At 53.5% G+C, this 15,265-nt stretch carries 19 protein-coding genes; 8 read left to right on the top strand and 11 right to left on the bottom strand.

What is annotated here, in order from left to right; genetic code table 11:
- Positions 1-190: 190 nt before the first annotated feature.
- Both rhaS and rhaR read left to right on the top strand, forming a co-directional pair.
- Positions 191-1,027, top strand: a complete 837-nt coding sequence (rhaS, locus tag AC1MKH_RS24340) for an HTH-type transcriptional activator RhaS (protein ID WP_276219242.1) — start codon at positions 191-193, stop codon at positions 1,025-1,027.
- A 71-nt stretch (positions 1,028-1,098) separates the two neighbouring features.
- The gene (gene rhaR, locus AC1MKH_RS24335; RefSeq protein ID WP_276219240.1) at positions 1,099-1,947 is read left to right on the top strand and encodes an HTH-type transcriptional activator RhaR; all 849 of its coding nucleotides are present in this window, start codon (positions 1,099-1,101) and stop codon (positions 1,945-1,947) included.
- Here rhaR and rhaT read toward each other — a convergent pair whose 3' ends face one another.
- Positions 1,948-2,982 (bottom strand): L-rhamnose/proton symporter RhaT, encoded by a 1,035-nt coding sequence (gene rhaT / locus AC1MKH_RS24330; protein WP_276219238.1) that lies wholly within the window; start codon positions 2,980-2,982, stop codon positions 1,948-1,950.
- Between the two features lie 370 nt (positions 2,983-3,352).
- Here rhaT and sodA point away from each other — a divergent pair, with 370 nt between their 5' ends.
- The 3 genes from sodA to yiiM all read left to right on the top strand — a co-directional run bounded on the left by sodA (position 3,353) and on the right by yiiM (position 6,005).
- Positions 3,353-3,973, top strand: a complete 621-nt coding sequence (gene sodA, locus AC1MKH_RS24325; protein ID WP_015966516.1) for a superoxide dismutase [Mn] — start codon at positions 3,353-3,355, stop codon at positions 3,971-3,973.
- A 256-nt stretch (positions 3,974-4,229) separates the two neighbouring features.
- Positions 4,230-5,213, top strand: a complete 984-nt coding sequence (gene kdgT, locus AC1MKH_RS24320; protein ID WP_231825880.1) for a 2-keto-3-deoxygluconate transporter — start codon at positions 4,230-4,232, stop codon at positions 5,211-5,213.
- A gap of 117 nt (positions 5,214-5,330) precedes the next feature.
- The gene (gene yiiM, locus AC1MKH_RS24315; RefSeq protein WP_276219334.1) at positions 5,331-6,005 is read left to right on the top strand and encodes a 6-hydroxyaminopurine reductase; all 675 of its coding nucleotides are present in this window, start codon (positions 5,331-5,333) and stop codon (positions 6,003-6,005) included.
- 36 nt (positions 6,006-6,041) lie between these two features.
- Here yiiM and cpxA read toward each other — a convergent pair whose 3' ends face one another.
- Together cpxA and cpxR are read right to left on the bottom strand one after the other, a co-directional pair.
- Entirely contained in the window at positions 6,042-7,415 is a 1,374-nt protein-coding gene (cpxA, locus tag AC1MKH_RS24310) for an envelope stress sensor histidine kinase CpxA (protein WP_276219235.1), read from the bottom strand.
- Positions 7,412-8,110, bottom strand: a complete 699-nt coding sequence (gene cpxR, locus AC1MKH_RS24305; RefSeq protein WP_015966513.1) for an envelope stress response regulator transcription factor CpxR — start codon at positions 8,108-8,110, stop codon at positions 7,412-7,414. The genes cpxA and cpxR overlap by 4 nt, the downstream gene beginning before the upstream one ends.
- A 150-nt stretch (positions 8,111-8,260) precedes the next feature.
- Between cpxR and cpxP the strand changes: the two genes are divergently transcribed.
- From cpxP to pfkA, 3 genes are all read left to right on the top strand, one after another.
- Positions 8,261-8,758, top strand: a complete 498-nt coding sequence (gene cpxP, locus AC1MKH_RS24300; protein ID WP_231825883.1) for a cell-envelope stress modulator CpxP — start codon at positions 8,261-8,263, stop codon at positions 8,756-8,758.
- A gap of 127 nt (positions 8,759-8,885) precedes the next feature.
- Positions 8,886-9,779, top strand: coding sequence for a CDF family cation-efflux transporter FieF (gene fieF, locus AC1MKH_RS24295; RefSeq protein WP_189624120.1), 894 nt, complete (start codon positions 8,886-8,888; stop codon positions 9,777-9,779).
- A gap of 192 nt (positions 9,780-9,971) precedes the next feature.
- Positions 9,972-10,934 carry a 6-phosphofructokinase gene (pfkA, locus tag AC1MKH_RS24290; protein ID WP_231825884.1) on the top strand — a complete coding sequence of 321 codons (963 nt, stop codon included), beginning with the start codon at positions 9,972-9,974 and terminating at the stop codon, positions 10,932-10,934.
- Between the two features lie 600 nt (positions 10,935-11,534).
- Here pfkA and AC1MKH_RS24285 read toward each other — a convergent pair.
- The 8 genes from AC1MKH_RS24285 to AC1MKH_RS24250 all read right to left on the bottom strand — a co-directional run bounded on the left by AC1MKH_RS24285 (position 11,535) and on the right by AC1MKH_RS24250 (position 15,174).
- Positions 11,535-11,993 (bottom strand): DUF5983 family protein, encoded by a 459-nt coding sequence (locus AC1MKH_RS24285; RefSeq protein WP_327621811.1) that lies wholly within the window; start codon positions 11,991-11,993, stop codon positions 11,535-11,537.
- Complete coding sequence (locus AC1MKH_RS24280) at positions 11,990-12,367, bottom strand: TA system toxin CbtA family protein (RefSeq protein ID WP_253897180.1); 378 nt, start codon at positions 12,365-12,367, stop codon at positions 11,990-11,992. The genes AC1MKH_RS24285 and AC1MKH_RS24280 overlap by 4 nt, the downstream gene beginning before the upstream one ends.
- A gap of 51 nt (positions 12,368-12,418) precedes the next feature.
- Complete coding sequence (locus AC1MKH_RS24275) at positions 12,419-12,781, bottom strand: type IV toxin-antitoxin system YeeU family antitoxin (RefSeq protein WP_276219177.1); 363 nt, start codon at positions 12,779-12,781, stop codon at positions 12,419-12,421.
- A 23-nt stretch (positions 12,782-12,804) separates the two neighbouring features.
- A complete protein-coding gene (locus AC1MKH_RS24270; RefSeq protein ID WP_253897181.1) occupies positions 12,805-13,026 on the bottom strand; it encodes a DUF987 domain-containing protein in 222 nt (73 codons plus the stop codon).
- Positions 13,027-13,036: 10 nt separating this feature from the next.
- Positions 13,037-13,516, bottom strand: coding sequence for a RadC family protein (gene radC, locus AC1MKH_RS24265; RefSeq protein WP_253897182.1), 480 nt, complete (start codon positions 13,514-13,516; stop codon positions 13,037-13,039).
- A gap of 10 nt (positions 13,517-13,526) precedes the next feature.
- The gene (locus AC1MKH_RS24260; protein ID WP_253897183.1) at positions 13,527-13,988 is read right to left on the bottom strand and encodes an antirestriction protein; all 462 of its coding nucleotides are present in this window, start codon (positions 13,986-13,988) and stop codon (positions 13,527-13,529) included.
- A gap of 122 nt (positions 13,989-14,110) precedes the next feature.
- Entirely contained in the window at positions 14,111-14,356 is a 246-nt protein-coding gene (locus AC1MKH_RS24255; protein ID WP_253897184.1) for a hypothetical protein, read from the bottom strand.
- Entirely contained in the window at positions 14,356-15,174 is an 819-nt protein-coding gene (locus AC1MKH_RS24250; protein ID WP_253897185.1) for a DUF932 domain-containing protein, read from the bottom strand. The genes AC1MKH_RS24255 and AC1MKH_RS24250 overlap by 1 nt, the downstream gene beginning before the upstream one ends.
- Positions 15,175-15,265 lie beyond the last annotated feature (91 nt).

Raw genomic sequence — 15,265 nt, 5'->3', positions numbered from 1 at the left:
GTGAGAGAGCTCACAATTTCCGCCAATTGCCCCGTATTGCGCGGGTGTGACGCTCTCCGCAATTCCCGATCTTTCCCGGCCTTTCTTGAAAAAACGACCGGGTTTGCGCCCTTTGCTGTCGAAACTTTAAGGTGAGGTCAGCCACCCCCGATTACTATCCTGATAACTTTTCTCATTTAGTGGGGGCGTTATGACCGTATTGCACAGTGTGGATTTTTTCCGTTCAGGGCGATTACCTGTAGCGATTGAACCGCGACTTCCGCAGCCCGCTTTTCCTGAGCATCATCATGATTTTCATGAAATTGTGATTGTTGAGCAGGGGACCGGTATTCATGTTTTCAATGGTCAGCCACATACCATTTGCGGCGGCACGGTCTGTTTTGTTCGCGATACGGATCGCCATCTTTATGAGCACACCGATAATCTTTGTCTGACCAATGTCCTTTATCGCTCACCGGAAGCGTTCCAGTTTCTTTCCGGGCTCGATCAACTGCTGCCGCAGGAGAAAGAGGGTAATTATCCTTCCCACTGGCGGGTGAGCCAGAGCACGCTGCAACAGGTGCGCTTTATCCTCGATCAGATGGCGCAGGTGGATGACAACATGGACGCGGCAACGCTCGCCAACCGCGAAATTCTCTTTATGCAACTGCTGGTGTTGCTGCGTCGTGGAACCCAGGTTGCGGGCAGTGTTGATAACGACGCGCGTCTGAATCAGTTGATGGCCTGGCTGGAAGATCATTTTGCGGAAGATGTTTGCTGGGAAGCGCTGGCCGAGCAGTTTTCGCTGTCGCTGCGCACGCTCCATCGCCAGCTTAAACACTCGACGGGCCTGACTCCGCAGCGTTATCTCAATCGCCTGCGTTTGATTAAGGCCCGCCATCTGCTGCGCCACAGCGACGAAAGCGTAACGGATATTGCCTACCACTGTGGCTTTGGCGACAGCAACCACTTTTCCACCCTGTTCCGCCGGGAATTCGACTGGTCACCGCGCGATATTCGCCAGGGCCGTGATGCCACCTTGCAGTAACGCGGCGGCTATCAACGTTTTCTCAGCGTAGAACTGCGACAATAGTGCGTTATAGGTCGTGAGGTATGGCTGTGTCGGGTCACTTAGTTCTGCGAAAAGAGGAATTCTTTGCCCGCCCTGGGCAAGCGGTGGCGGTCGCCGATCGTTATCCGCAAAACGTCTTTGCGGAGCATACCCATGAATTTAGCGAGCTGGTGCTGGTCTGGCGCGGAAACGGCCTGCATATGCTCAACGATCGCCCTTATCGCATCACGCGTGGCGATCTCTTCTACATCCGCGCGGAAGATAAACACTCCTACGCCTCGGTTAACGATCTGGTTTTACAGAATATTATCTACTGCCCCGAGCGGCTGAAGCTTAATCTGGACTGGCAAAACTACCTGCCCGGCCTGAACGGCAGCGCCTGGACGCCGCACTGGCGCATTGGCAGCAGCGGAATGACCCAGACGCGGCAAATCATCACCCAACTGGAACATGAAAGCCGCAAAGATGAACCGCTGGCGAATGAAATGGCCGAGCTGCTTTTTGCCCAACTGGTGGTCTCATTCAAACGTTATCGCTACGCCACCGATAATCTGGAAGCGACGCAAAGCGAAGCGATGCTCGACCGATTGCTGAGTGCGCTTGCCGGAAGCCTGAACCGCCCTTTCTCGCTGGATCTCTTTTGTTCGCAGGAAGGTTGCAGCGAACGCGCGCTGCGTCAGCAGTTTCGCCAACAGACAGGCATGACCGTGAATCACTATCTGCGTCAGTTACGCATCTGCCACGCGCAGTATTTGTTGCAGCATACAGATTTGATGATCGGAGAGGTGGCGATGCAGTGCGGTTTTGAGGACAGTAACTACTTTTCGGTGGTGTTTAACCGCGAGGTGGGGATGACGCCAGGTCAGTGGCGTCATCGTACCGGAGTGGTTGCCTGATTAGCTGGCCATACCCAGCCCAACAATATTCGCCGCGATGATAATCACCACGCAGCCGACGCTCAGCACGCCGACCGGACGGCGACCTGCATTGGTCCACTCTTTCAGTACCAGCCCAACCAGACCGCCGCACAGCACGTAGAAGCTCATGTGCAACATCCAGCTGATGTATTCATACTGCGCCGGAATTTTGGCGTGGCCCCAGGCGTAGAAGAAGAACTGCAAATACCACATCAGGCCGCCCAACGCGGAGAGCAATACGTTGGTGATGATCAGCGGTTTTGCCAGCGAGAAGTCAGCTTTTACCGACAGGGTTTTAACTTTTGCCAGACGAATGAAGCAGAAACCGAGGTTAATCAGCGCGCCGCCGCCCATGATAACGACGTAGCTAGGCAGCGCGACGTAGAGCGGGTCAACGCCCAGCGCAGCCGCCGCTTCGTGCATCGGTTTTGCAGCACTCATGGCGAATGACATCCCCGCTGAGAAGATGCCGCACATCACTGCCAGCACCAGCCCTTTCTTGAGGTTGAAGTCTTCCGCTTTAATGCCCATGTTGCGCTCTTTCAACTGGCCCGCGCGGGTGACGATGCCCACGCCGATCAGCGCAACCAGCACGCCCAGCAGCGTCATGCGGCCGCCTTTGGTGTTAATCAGCACATCAAAGTTACCGTTCAGAATCGGCGTCATTAGCGTGCCAACAATCAGCGTAATGCCAATCGCAATCCCGATGCCCATCGACATGCCGAGATAGCGCATCGTCAGGCCATAGTTGATATTGCCGATGCCCCACATCGCGCCGAAGAGAAAGACCGGCATCAGGGTTGAGGCGCTAAATGAGCCGTAATAGGCCCAGAAATTGGGTAACAGCAGGGCACTGATTGTCCAGGGGAGAATAAGCCACGATACGGTGCCGCCAACGGACCACATCGTCTCCCAGGACCAGTGTTTGACCTTCTTGAAGGGGGCATAGAAACAGGCTGCACTGGCTGCGCCTATCAAATGCCAAAAAATGCCCATCATAATCGCATTATTCATTATTGTTTCCTCAACGGGTTGTTGTTGGTTCAGGCTTCCTGCCAACCCATTGAGCTTAAAAAGTATGCGATTTAATAACCTTCCGGTAATTGCCACTGAGATTCAAAAAATGACCATCAGAGCAAAGTCGTAGTGAGTGGCTTCACACTTTTACATTCTGTGTAAAAAGCGAGGCGGTTGTGCCTTTTTCATTGATAGGCAACGCGTTTATGACCTGTAAGCCCCGTAAAATCAGTCACATAACAAAAAGTTATAACCTTATAAAAACTACGGCATTGATAATCATTTTCAATATCATTTAATTAACTATAATGAACCAACTGCTTACGCGGCGTTAACACTTTGCCGCCCGACAATAATGGAGAAGATTATGAGCTATACCCTGCCATCACTGCCTTATGCATACGATGCCCTGGAACCGCACTTCGATAAGCAGACGATGGAAATCCATCACACTAAACACCACCAGACCTACGTGAACAACGCGAATACCGCGCTGGAAAGCCTGCCGGAGTTCGCTTCCCTGTCTGCTGAAGAACTGATCACCAAACTGGACCAGATCCCGGCTGAAAAAAGAACGTTCCTGCGCAACAACGCCGGCGGCCACGCTAACCACAGCCTGTTCTGGAAAGGCCTGAAAAAAGGCACCACCCTGCAGGGTGATCTGAAAGCGGCTATCGAGCGCGATTTCGGTTCCGTTGACAAATTCAAAGAAGAATTCGAAAAAGCGGCTGCAACCCGTTTCGGTTCCGGTTGGGCATGGCTGGTGCTGAAAGGCGACAAACTGGCTGTTGTTTCTACCGCTAACCAGGATTCCCCGCTGATGGGTGAAGCTATCTCTGGCGCATCTGGCTTCCCGATTGTGGGCCTGGACGTTTGGGAACACGCTTACTACCTGAAATTCCAGAACCGCCGCCCGGACTACATCAAAGAGTTCTGGAACGTGGTGAACTGGGACGAAGCTGCTGCACGTTTCGCGGCTAAAAAATAAGTTTTTATCCATAGCCTTGCCGTAAGGTGAGGTACGAAAGCCCCCGTTGGGTAAGCCTGCGGGGGCTTTTTTTATCAGGAACTCATCTAAGAAACGCGATCCCGTAAAAAATGAAATATTGTTTTAATTTGTATGTTGGGTCACTTTTATTCGTACGATGAATGTCTAGCATCTCATCATCGAAGACGAGTTTTTCAGCCGTTTCAGGAAAACCCGCCAGGCAAAAAATTAGCGATCCTGGATGAGGATGATGACGATGCAAATTAAACGTGCGATAGAAAAAATTCCTGGCGGCATGATGCTGGTGCCACTGTTTTTAGGGGCGCTTTGCCACACTTTCTCTCCGGGCGCGGGTAAATATTTTGGCTCGTTCACCAACGGGATGATCACCGGAACGGTACCGATCCTGGCGGTATGGTTTTTCTGTATGGGCGCCTCCATCAAACTCAGCGCGACCGGTACGGTGCTGCGTAAATCGGGTACGCTGGTCATCACCAAAATTCTGGTCGCCTGGGTTGTCGCTGCGGTGACCTCTCGCTTGCTGCCTGTCCACGGCGTTGAAGTGGGATTCTTTGCTGGGTTATCAACGCTGGCTCTGGTCGCCTCGATGGATATGACCAACGGCGGGCTTTACGCGTCTATCATGCAACAGTACGGCACCAAAGAGGAATCGGGCGCGTTTGTATTGATGTCGCTGGAGTCCGGCCCGCTGATGACGATGATTATTCTCGGTACAGCGGGGATTGCCTCGTTTGAACCGCATGTGTTTGTTGGCGCGGTATTGCCGTTCCTGATTGGTTTTGCGCTCGGTAATCTTGACCCTGAGCTGCGCGATTTCTTTACCAAAGCGGTGCAGACGCTGATTCCGTTCTTCGCTTTCGCATTAGGGAATACCATTGATTTGAGTGTGATTGCTCAAACCGGGCTGTTGGGCATTCTGCTCGGGGTGGCAGTGATTATCATCACCGGTATCCCACTGATGTTGGCGGATAAATTCATCGGCGGCGGTGACGGCACAGCGGGAATTGCTGCGTCCAGTTCGGCTGGGGCCGCGGTCGCCACGCCAGTGTTGATTGCAGAGATGGTACCGGCATTTAAACCGATGGCGCCAGCCGCCACATCGCTGGTCGCAACGTCGGTAATTGTGACCTCGATTCTGGTGCCGATTGTTACCTCCATCTGGTCTCGCTATGCGAAAGCGGAAAGAGTGCAGATGGACTTACGTCACCGCGTGAAATAGCTTTTGCGCGTAGAAACCGGCCTTTATGGCCGGTTTTTTAATAGCAAAAAAAGATTGAATTTCCCCCTGCAACCAGCGAGCCTTTAGGCAGTGATTTCCGTGAAACAGGGTGACGAGATGCATTATCCGGTTGAGGTTTTTATTGGCACCATCCGCGACTACGACGGTAGCCGCCCAAGTGCGATTGCTAAGGTGCAGGTAGACGGCGAGCTGACGCTGACCGAACTGGGGCTGGCGGGCGATGAGCAGGCAGAGAAAAAAATCCACGGTGGCCCGGAGCGCGCGCTGTGCCACTATCCTCGCGAACATTACGCAGAGTGGATGCGCGAATTTCCCGATCAGGCCGATCTCTTCTATGCGCCTGCGTTTGGCGAAAATATTTCAACGCACGGTTTGACGGAAAAAGAGGCCTTTATCGGCGATATTTTCCGCTGGGGCGAGGCGTTGATTCAGATCAGCCAGCCGCGTTCACCCTGCTTCAAGCTGAACTACCATTTTGGTATTGCCGATATGTCTTCACAGATGCAAAGCCGTGGCAAAGTGGGCTGGTTGTATCGCGTGGTCGCGCCGGGGCAGGTGTCGAGCGATGCACCGCTGGAGCTGGTTTCGCGGCTGAGCGAGGTTTCCGTACATGAAGCGGCAGCAATTGCGTGGCATATGCCGTTTGATGAAGAGCAGTATCATCGGTTGATGTCGGCGGCAGGGCTATCGACAAGCTGGACGAGAACAATGCAGAAGCGGGTACTTAGCGGCAAGATTGAGGATAATTCGCGGAGATTGTGGGGTAAGTAGGCCCGGTAAGCGAAGCGCCACCGGGCATAGTGCTGATTACGTCCGCTTATACAACGGCAACCAAATCGTTAACCGCAAACCACCCAGCGGGCTGTCATCGGCCTTAACCCAGCCGCGATGCTGCTGAATAGCGGCTTCAACAATCGCCAGGCCAAGCCCGGTGCCGCCGGATTCACGGTCACGTGCTTCATCGGTGCGATAGAACGGTCGGAAGATTTGCTCTCTGTCCTCCGGGCTGACACCCGGGCCATCATCGTCAACGTTTACGGTGATGCCATCTTTATCGACTGCAAATGCCACGGCGATTTTGGTGTGTGAGTAACGCAGGGCGTTGCGCACGATGTTTTCCAGCGCGCTTTCCAGCGCATTCGGGTTACCGTACAACGGCCACGGGCCTGGCGGATAATCGATGCTAAAGGATTTGCCCATCTGCTCGGCTTCGAAGGCGGCGTTGTCCAGCACTTCACCCCACAGTTGGTTGGCCTTCATCGTCTCGCTGACCAGCGCGTTATTCGCCTGATTACGCGACATCACCAGCAGATCGTTGATCATACTGTCCAGACGTTGCGCTTCGGTTTCAATACGCTCCAGCTCTTTGCTCTCTCCGCTGCGGCGACGCAACAATGCGGTGCCCAGCTGCAAACGCGTTAACGGCGTGCGCAACTCGTGGGAGATATCAGAAAGCAGACGTTGCTGCGCCGTCATCATGCGTTCCAGCGCCGTCACCATCTGGTTAAAGCTGGCGCCTGCGGCTAAAAACTCCTGCGGGCCGGCCTCCAGTTCAGGATGCTGACGCAGGTTCCCCTGGGCGACTTCATCGGCGGCGTTTTTCAGTTTACGCGCCGGTTTTGCCAGGCTCCACGCGAGCCATAACAACAGTGGCGAACTGACTAACATCGTCACGATGAGCAGCAATAACGGGCGGTCAAACAGCAGGTTGATAAAATCGGACTGTGAACTGCTGGCAGGTCGAATCAGGTATAACTGGTAGTTATCTTCCCCATCGCGGATGGAGAACGGGCCAACCAGCTCAACGCGGCCATATTTTTTCTTTTGCGGGTGATCTGAGTTATCTGATTGCCCGATAAAGTTGCGAATGATCTGCATTTCGCTGCGTTCTGCGCCGATCACGCGGCCTTCGCTGGTCACCAGCAGAAGGCGTTGGCCGGGCGGCGCCCACTTATCAATGGCACGGAACAGACGACGCCACCACATCAAATCGTTCGGTGGATCTGCCGCCAGCTCTTCTTCAACGTGCTGCTCAATCATCATGCCCTGGCGCTGTTCGCTGTCCAGCAGCTCAGTCATTTGACGAGAATCGAGCTTCGGTAGCATCAGAACCAGCATCAGCACCAGCGCCAGCGTTAACCAGAAAATGGCGAAGATGCGTGCGGTCAAACTTCCTATCATGAAGCCGACACCATCAGATAACCGCGACCACGCAGGGTTTTAAACCACGGATGCCCATCTTTACGTTCCGGCAGTTTGCGGCGCAGGTTGGAGATGTGCATGTCGATAGCGCGGTCGAACGGGGTCAAGCGCTTGCCCAGCACTTCCTGACTCAGATGTTCACGGGAAACTACCTGGCCGAGATGCTGTGCCAGCAGATAAAGCAGGGTGAATTCAGTGCCGGTCAGTTCAAGGACCTGCCCATCAAAGCTGGCTTCCTGACGGCCCGGATTCAGGCTCAGGGAATCAACTTCAACGGTTGGGGAACCGACGTCGCTGTTTTGCTGCTGTTCGCTCCAGTGGGAACGACGCAGAATTGCGCGTATACGCGCAACCAGCTCGCGATCGTTGAACGGCTTAGGCAAGTAGTCATCTGCGCCCAGTTCAAGGCCCAGAACGCGATCCAGCTCGCTTCCGCGCGCGGTAAGCATAATAACGGGGGTCTGGTGTGTCTGACGAAGCTCTTTAAGCGTGTCGATACCGTTTTTCTTCGGCATCATCACATCGAGCAAAAGCAGGTCGATGCTGTCGTCCAGAAGTGCCAGCGCCTGTTCACCGTCATGGGCTACCAGAACGTTGAACCCTTCCATGTCGAGCAACTCCTTTAACAAGGAAGTGAGCTCGCGGTCATCATCAACTAATAAAATTTTATTCATATTTTAAATACCTCCGAGGCAGAAATTACGTCATCAAGGCCCGCTAATCCATGACTTTACGTTGTTTTACACCCCCTGACGCATGTTTGCAGCCTGAATCGTAAACTGTCTCTCGTTGAATCGCGACACAAAAGTTTTTGGGAGCAAGTGATGCGCAATGTTATCGCTGCCGTCATGGCCTCAACACTGGCGCTAAGTGCTTATAGCCAGGCAGCTGAAGTCGTCACCAGCGTTAACTGGCACCCCGCTGAGGGTAGCACGCAGCGTAGCAGTCAGGGTCATATGTTTGACGGCATAAGTTTAACCGAACATCAACGTCAGCAGATGCGAGATCTGATGCAACGTGCCCGGCATGACCAGCCGCCCGTTAATGTTAGCGAAGTAGAGACGATGCATCGTCTCATCACAGCAGAAAAATTTGATGAAGCCGCTGTACGCGCTCAGGCAGAAAAAATGGCGCAGGAGCAGGTTGCCCGCCAGGTAGAAATGGCGAAAGTGCGCAACCAGATGTATCGCCTGCTAACGCCAGAGCAGCAAGCGGCTTTAAATGAGAAACACCAGCAACGTATGGACCAGTTGCGTGAGGTTGCCGGGATGCAGAAAAACCCAACGACAATGTTATTTAGTAGTACCCGTAGCAACCAGTAACAAACCCTGTTTTTCCTTGCCATAGACACCATCCCTGTCTTCCCCCACATGATGTGGGGGTTTTTTTTGCCCAAATTTTGCCACCGCCTCCGCTATACTAGCCGCAGAATGAATGGCAGGAGCGTTTATGAATCAATCATATGGCCAGCTCATCAGCCGCGCAGCGCTTGCCGCGACGGTGATGGCCTCGGTGTTACTTTTGATCAAAATTTTTGCGTGGTGGTACACCGGTTCCGTCAGTATTCTGGCGGCGTTGGTGGATTCCCTGGTGGATATTGCGGCATCGTTGACTAACCTGTGGGTGGTGCGTTATTCGCTGCAACCCGCAGATGACGAGCACACCTTCGGTCACGGCAAAGCAGAATCGCTGGCGGCGCTGGCGCAGAGCATGTTTATTTCTGGTTCGGCGCTGTTTCTTTTCTTAACCGGCATCCAGCATCTGGCTCAGCCGCAGGTGATGAATAAACCGGGTATTGGCATCATTGTGACGATCGTTGCGTTGGTGAGTACATTAGTGCTGGTTTCTTTCCAGCGCTGGGTGGTGCGAAGAACGCAAAGTCAGGCGGTAAGGGCGGATATGCTTCATTATCAGTCTGATGTTATGATGAACGGTGCAATTTTGGTCGCTCTGGGGCTCTCCTGGTACGGCTGGCATCGCGCAGATGCGCTGTTTGCTTTAGGAATTGGCATCTATATTTTATATAGCGCATTACGTATGGGTTATGAGGCGGTTCAGTCTTTGTTGGATCGTGCATTACCCGACGGAGAACGTCAGGAAATTATCGACATCGTGACCGCCTGGCCTGGGGTAAGCGGTGCACACGATCTCAGAACGCGGCAGTCAGGGCCGACCCGCTTTATTCAGATCCATCTGGAAATGGAAGATAACCTACCCTTAGTTCAGGCACATGTGATTGCCGAACAGGTGGAGCAGGCTATTTTGCGTCGCTTCCCCGGATCCGATGTGATTATTCACCAGGATCCGTGCTCAGTTGTCCCGGATGGTGGCAGGAGCGTTTGAACTTTCGTAAGTCGTTGTAAAAGTGTGGGGTCGATCGGCATTTTTTGTTCAAATAACCGCCATTCGGCCTGACCTGAATCAATTCAGCACGAAGCACTTGATATACTATCTGTAATAAGGTCGTTCTCTCCCTACAGGGAGCGCTTCGGGCAGAAGAATTAATTATTAGCATTCCTAAGTTCAGAGGTAGTCATGATTAAGAAAATCGGTGTGTTGACAAGCGGCGGTGATGCGCCGGGTATGAACGCTGCCATTCGTGGTGTTGTGCGCGCTGCGTTAACGGAAGGTCTGGAAGTCTTTGGTATCTATGACGGTTATCTTGGTCTGTACGAAGACCGTATGGTTCAGCTCGACCGTTACAGCGTCTCCGATATGATCAACCGTGGCGGTACCTTCCTCGGTTCAGCGCGTTTCCCGGAATTCCGTGATGAGAATATCCGCGCTGTGGCTATCGAAAACATGAAAAAACGCGGTCTGGACGCGCTGGTCGTTATCGGCGGTGACGGCTCCTACATGGGCGCCATGCGTCTGACCGAAATGGGCTTCCCGTGCATCGGCCTGCCGGGCACCATCGACAACGATATCAAAGGCACTGACTACACCATCGGTTTCTTCACCGCACTGAGCACCGTGGTTGAAGCGATTGACCGTCTGCGTGACACCTCTTCTTCTCACCAGCGTATCTCCGTAGTGGAAGTCATGGGCCGTTACTGCGGTGACCTGACCCTGGCGGCAGCGATTGCCGGTGGTTGTGAATTCGTGGTTCTGCCGGAAGTTGAATTCAACCGTGACGATCTGGTGAATGAAATTAAAGCCGGCATCGCGAAAGGTAAAAAACACGCAATCGTCGCCATCACTGAACACATGTGCGATATCGACGAACTGGCGCATTTCATTGAGAAAGAAACCGGCCGTGAAACCCGTGCAACCGTTCTGGGCCATATCCAGCGCGGCGGCTCCCCGGTGCCTTACGACCGTATTCTGGCTTCCCGTATGGGCGCGTACGCCATTGAACTGCTGCAGCAGGGCTTCGGTGGCCGCTGCGTCGGTATTCAGAACGAGAAACTGGTTCACCATGACATTATCGACGCTATCGAAAATATGAAGCGTCCGTTCAAAGGTGACTGGTTAGACTGCGCGAAAATGCTGTACTAATCCGCGTGGGTTAACGGAGGGCGTACTGCCCGACGTAATAAAATGGCCTTCCCTTCCGGGAGGGCTTTTTTTTGACTTAATTTTAGCGCGGTGATAGTTCGAATAATTTTCGCGTCACTATGAGTAATGGTGGTGTGGGGAAAAGAGACGAGGTTGATAAGTCAGGGCAAAAAGGGAGCATTTTGGCGGAAGATCACAGGAGTCGTATTCGATAGTTAATTAATTGATTAAATGATGATATTTTATGTTTGGCAAATGAGTAACCCCCATAAGCACCCCCAAATGGATTTGTTTGTGGGGAGAGGGGGAACCCAGTGCTACGTTTTGACCTGTGTTTTCTATGATAGCAAAATGACAACCCCTTATTGCTTTAGGCTGTTTTTAAGTGGAGCAGTTGTCCTTTAAACCGGATAACAGTGTTATCGTGGGGTATTGTCTTCGACGTTGTTGGAGATTATTTCCGTGCCCCTGCAAATATTGTCGCGCAGCCAGCCGAACAGAATTTGCAGGGTTTCTTCGGAGGTTAAGGCTTGCACGGGAAAACCGTATCAGAGGAGGATACGTGGGTTACCAGTCGAAGATTTCTAATCCGGGCAGCATTTACCCTGCAGCATCAAAATGGATTATGTCGGGGGAATAACGATGCATAAGCGTAACAACCAGACGACGACAGGCTTTTGATAACCCCAGTCGCTTTAGTTCCAGTACGCGATGTAAACGGGCATTCAGCCTGAGAATAAATCCGTAGCCGGTATACAGTATCCAGTCGTAGTTGCCGCCGTCATGACGTTGAAGTGTTACCTGGTCAAGGATAGCGTTATCCTCACAGGTAATACGGGCGGTGCTACACTGGATCCAGTTCAGACGGGCGACACGTGGCAGAGGATCTTCAACAACCAACTTCCCGGGGGCGTCAGCAATGCGAAGTGAATAACCGTTATCGCAGACCACATCGATCAGGTTGGCCAGTTCAATACCGTCGATATCAACAGCGATCCGGCCCATGTTGAGGGCCAGTATATTGACGGCATCAGCCTCCACGGTCAGAGACAGCTTCATTGAGTCGCTCCGCTGTATTTGCCGGTGGTGATATCGGTTACCATTCTGTAGCCGTTACGCGTCATCAGTCCACAGTCCTTACGGGCGCGGAGGATATCAATACTGCTGATGAGTGGGGACTGTGTTTCTGCACTGAAACTGCGACGATCGATACGGACAAGATCGTATTTTTCGACGATGAAATTCACCGCGTCGCACAGTGAAATGCCTGCGTCAATATGTTCCGGAATGACACCATCGTTGCCAAACGGTGTGTCGTTAAGTGAAAGGCCATAATGCTGTTCCAGCAGATATACAAGAAGTTGCTGCCAGATTTCAACGGGCGTCGGACGTGGCGAATCCTCCTGCGTGGAGGATAGTGGTTGGGTTTGCATAGTGGGATCTCTTCGTTGACGGGTTAAAACGAGGGAAAATAGTGCGAAGGTTTACGCGGTTGCTTCAGATGGTGTCGGGTAAATCGCTACGTACACGTATCCATGCGAGCCGAGGCTGTCGGCCTCGCAGGTCAGCCCTGTTGCGTATAACGTGACACAGTGCTGATGGCGGGGACTGAGCTCACCGGAAACCAGCATGAGTTCCAGTTGTTTGAGCAGTACCGGGAATGCCTGGTCGAGAAGGCGTAAATCCGCGTCGCTGAACTGTCCGGTGATACTGGCGCGGTCAGCGAGATAGTGCAGCCGGTTGTCCTCCTGCACCAGGCGAGCGCCAAAACAGGGAGTGATACTGCGTTTAAGTCCCCACCAGGGTTCAGTGATATCGTGGTTTTCTGCCGGTATTTTATTCGACAATTTTAGCCTTCCTTAAACGTGTGTTAATTCAGTGTGACGCTGCGCAATACGACATACGGGCCGTTACGGTCCTGGCGGCGTTCAGCGAAGACGGCCAACACACCACCGATGTCCTGTACCTCGCGACCGGCGTAATGGCATATACTGCCACTCCACTTATATTTGCCGGTACAGAAGCGAAACAAGCGGGACTGCGGATGCTGCCGGTATATCGCCATGGCCTGACGCTTGCTGATAATCTTCATTTATTTCCCCCTACAGCCAGCCGCGTTCGGCAAAGGACACAATCTCCATCCCGCCGATGACCATGTGGTCCAGCAGGCGGATATCAACCAGCGCCAGGGCTTCACTGATGCGCCCGGTAATATTCCGGTCGTCCTGACTGGGCTCTGCATACCCTGAGGGATGGTTATGCACCACCACCACCGCAGCGGCATTATGCTGCAGGGCGGCTTTTACAATTTCCCGGGGATGAACCTGTGTATGATTGATGGTGCCGGTGAACAGCGTTTCATGCGCAATCAACCGGTGCTGGTTATCGAGGAAGAGCGCAGCAAACTCTTCGCGCTCCTGTGTGGCAAGCTGCAGGCGCAGCCAGTCGCGAAGGGCATGGCTGGAGGTAAATGACGCCCCGGGTTCACGTAACTGTTGCTCCAGCAGGGTCAGTGCCGTCCTGACCGTCTGCTGTTCTGTGGGGGCCAGTTCACGGGCAAACAGCGGAAGTTGTTGTTCCATAATTTTGACCTCAGTCGATGATGTGCATAATGGTGTCGCATTCGGGATGGTTCAGTGCGTAGTCCCGCAGACGGTAATAGTGCTCTGTCATGGCGTCGCATTCCGTACGGCAGGCATGATGGCTATACTCCAGCAGACAGGCCGCGATACCCGCCGCCTCAGCGCTCATTTCAGCACTGTTGCCATTCATGGCATTGAACAGTGTCCATTTATCACCAGTGTCTCCATCCGGCTCCGGTGCCATAAACACGCCGCCGTTGCTGAGTGTGTAAAAATTCCAGATGCCGCCGTGGTAATCCTCACAAAGCCGGTCCATCCACGCGAAGATGCGGGGCTCCAGCAGTATCCACTGTGGAATGCCGCCAAAATGTTGCGGCCAGAAATGAAGCCGCTGTGCATCAGGCAGCAGCGTGGCGGTGATGGTCGGGACCTGTTCTGTGTCCGCTGTCACGGACGAATGATTCATGTTCATGGGTGTTCCTTGTGTAAGAGTATGAGTACGCCGTTCAGAGAAGGGCGGTGGCGCGAGCAATAATGAAAATCAGGGGGAGAAGAGCAGATATGCGCATATGTGCGGAAAGAAACCGCAGCGCGTCAGTCTGGCATTAACAGCAGACATAACCGGGGGCAGGATTGTGCATAGCCATCGATATCGCTCAGACAGGGCCATACGCCACCGGCATCTGCCAGTCTGCACAAGCTGAGTTCGCCAGGCCGGTAACAGAGGTATGCGCACCAGGCACAGAGGTCATCATCGGAGATGGAACGGCAGAAAGCGGTATCGCTCAGGGAAGCCGGATAAACGCCGGCCTTGTGGGTATTTTCAGGAAGAACGGGCATCAGCTCAGTGCCTGCTGCAGCTCTTCAGCCATCACCCACAGCGCGCGGTTGAGCTTTATGTCACCGTCGATACCGTTCACTGCCCGCGTCCGGCTGCGTTTGCCCTGTGCTGAACGACCGGATAACCCGCCTTTCTGCAGGTTTTCCTGCAGACGATTGAAGACCGTCCACAGGTCATTCTGCTCATCCTGCCAGCGGCGTGGTGCCAGAATCTGTGTCTCTGTGACCGGTTGATGCTCTTCTCCAAAACGGTACGTCAGGGCCGCTTTCGCCAGCGCCTGCTGCGCCGGAGGGGGCAGCAACAGAGACTGCATGGCATCTCGCTTCTCCTCCACCCGGTCAAATACGCCGAGTACCTCATAAGCACCCTCGATGACTTTTTCCACCACATCGCCTTTATGCGGTACGCGTACTTCACCAAAGGACGTCCCGCAGACCAGGCCGTTACAGCAGACGCTACGGAACAGCCCCGGCAGCATCTGATAACTGCTGGAGCCGTCATGTGAGTTGAGCAGAATAATTTCCGGGACTTGCTGACCGGTGATTTGCCCGGCACGGCGCAGGCGCAGCATATGCTTCGTGTGCTCCCGGCGGGACGCATCGCGCACTCGGGTCTGACAGGCAAAGAACGGCTGAAAACCTTCGCGCTGGAGGCTCTCCAGCAGGGTGATGGTGGGGATATAGGCATACCGCTCGCTGCGGGAGGCATGCTTGTTTTCACCAAACACGCTCGGGGTGTGCAACATCAGTTCTTCGTGTGTTAAGGGACAGTCGCGACGGATCAGGTTCACACGACCAAAACGGCTGGCTAATTTCATGGGGTTACCTTTATGGATGACATAAACGAAAAAGCCCTGCTCATACGAGCAGGGCTTCAGAGGGGGTGTATCAGGGAATGGCGGGATTCTG

The organism is Pseudocitrobacter sp. CD920760 (assembly GCF_057782505.1).
The sequence above is the reverse complement of the archived record's forward strand: the minus strand, read 5'-3'. Positions and strand labels throughout refer to the sequence as shown.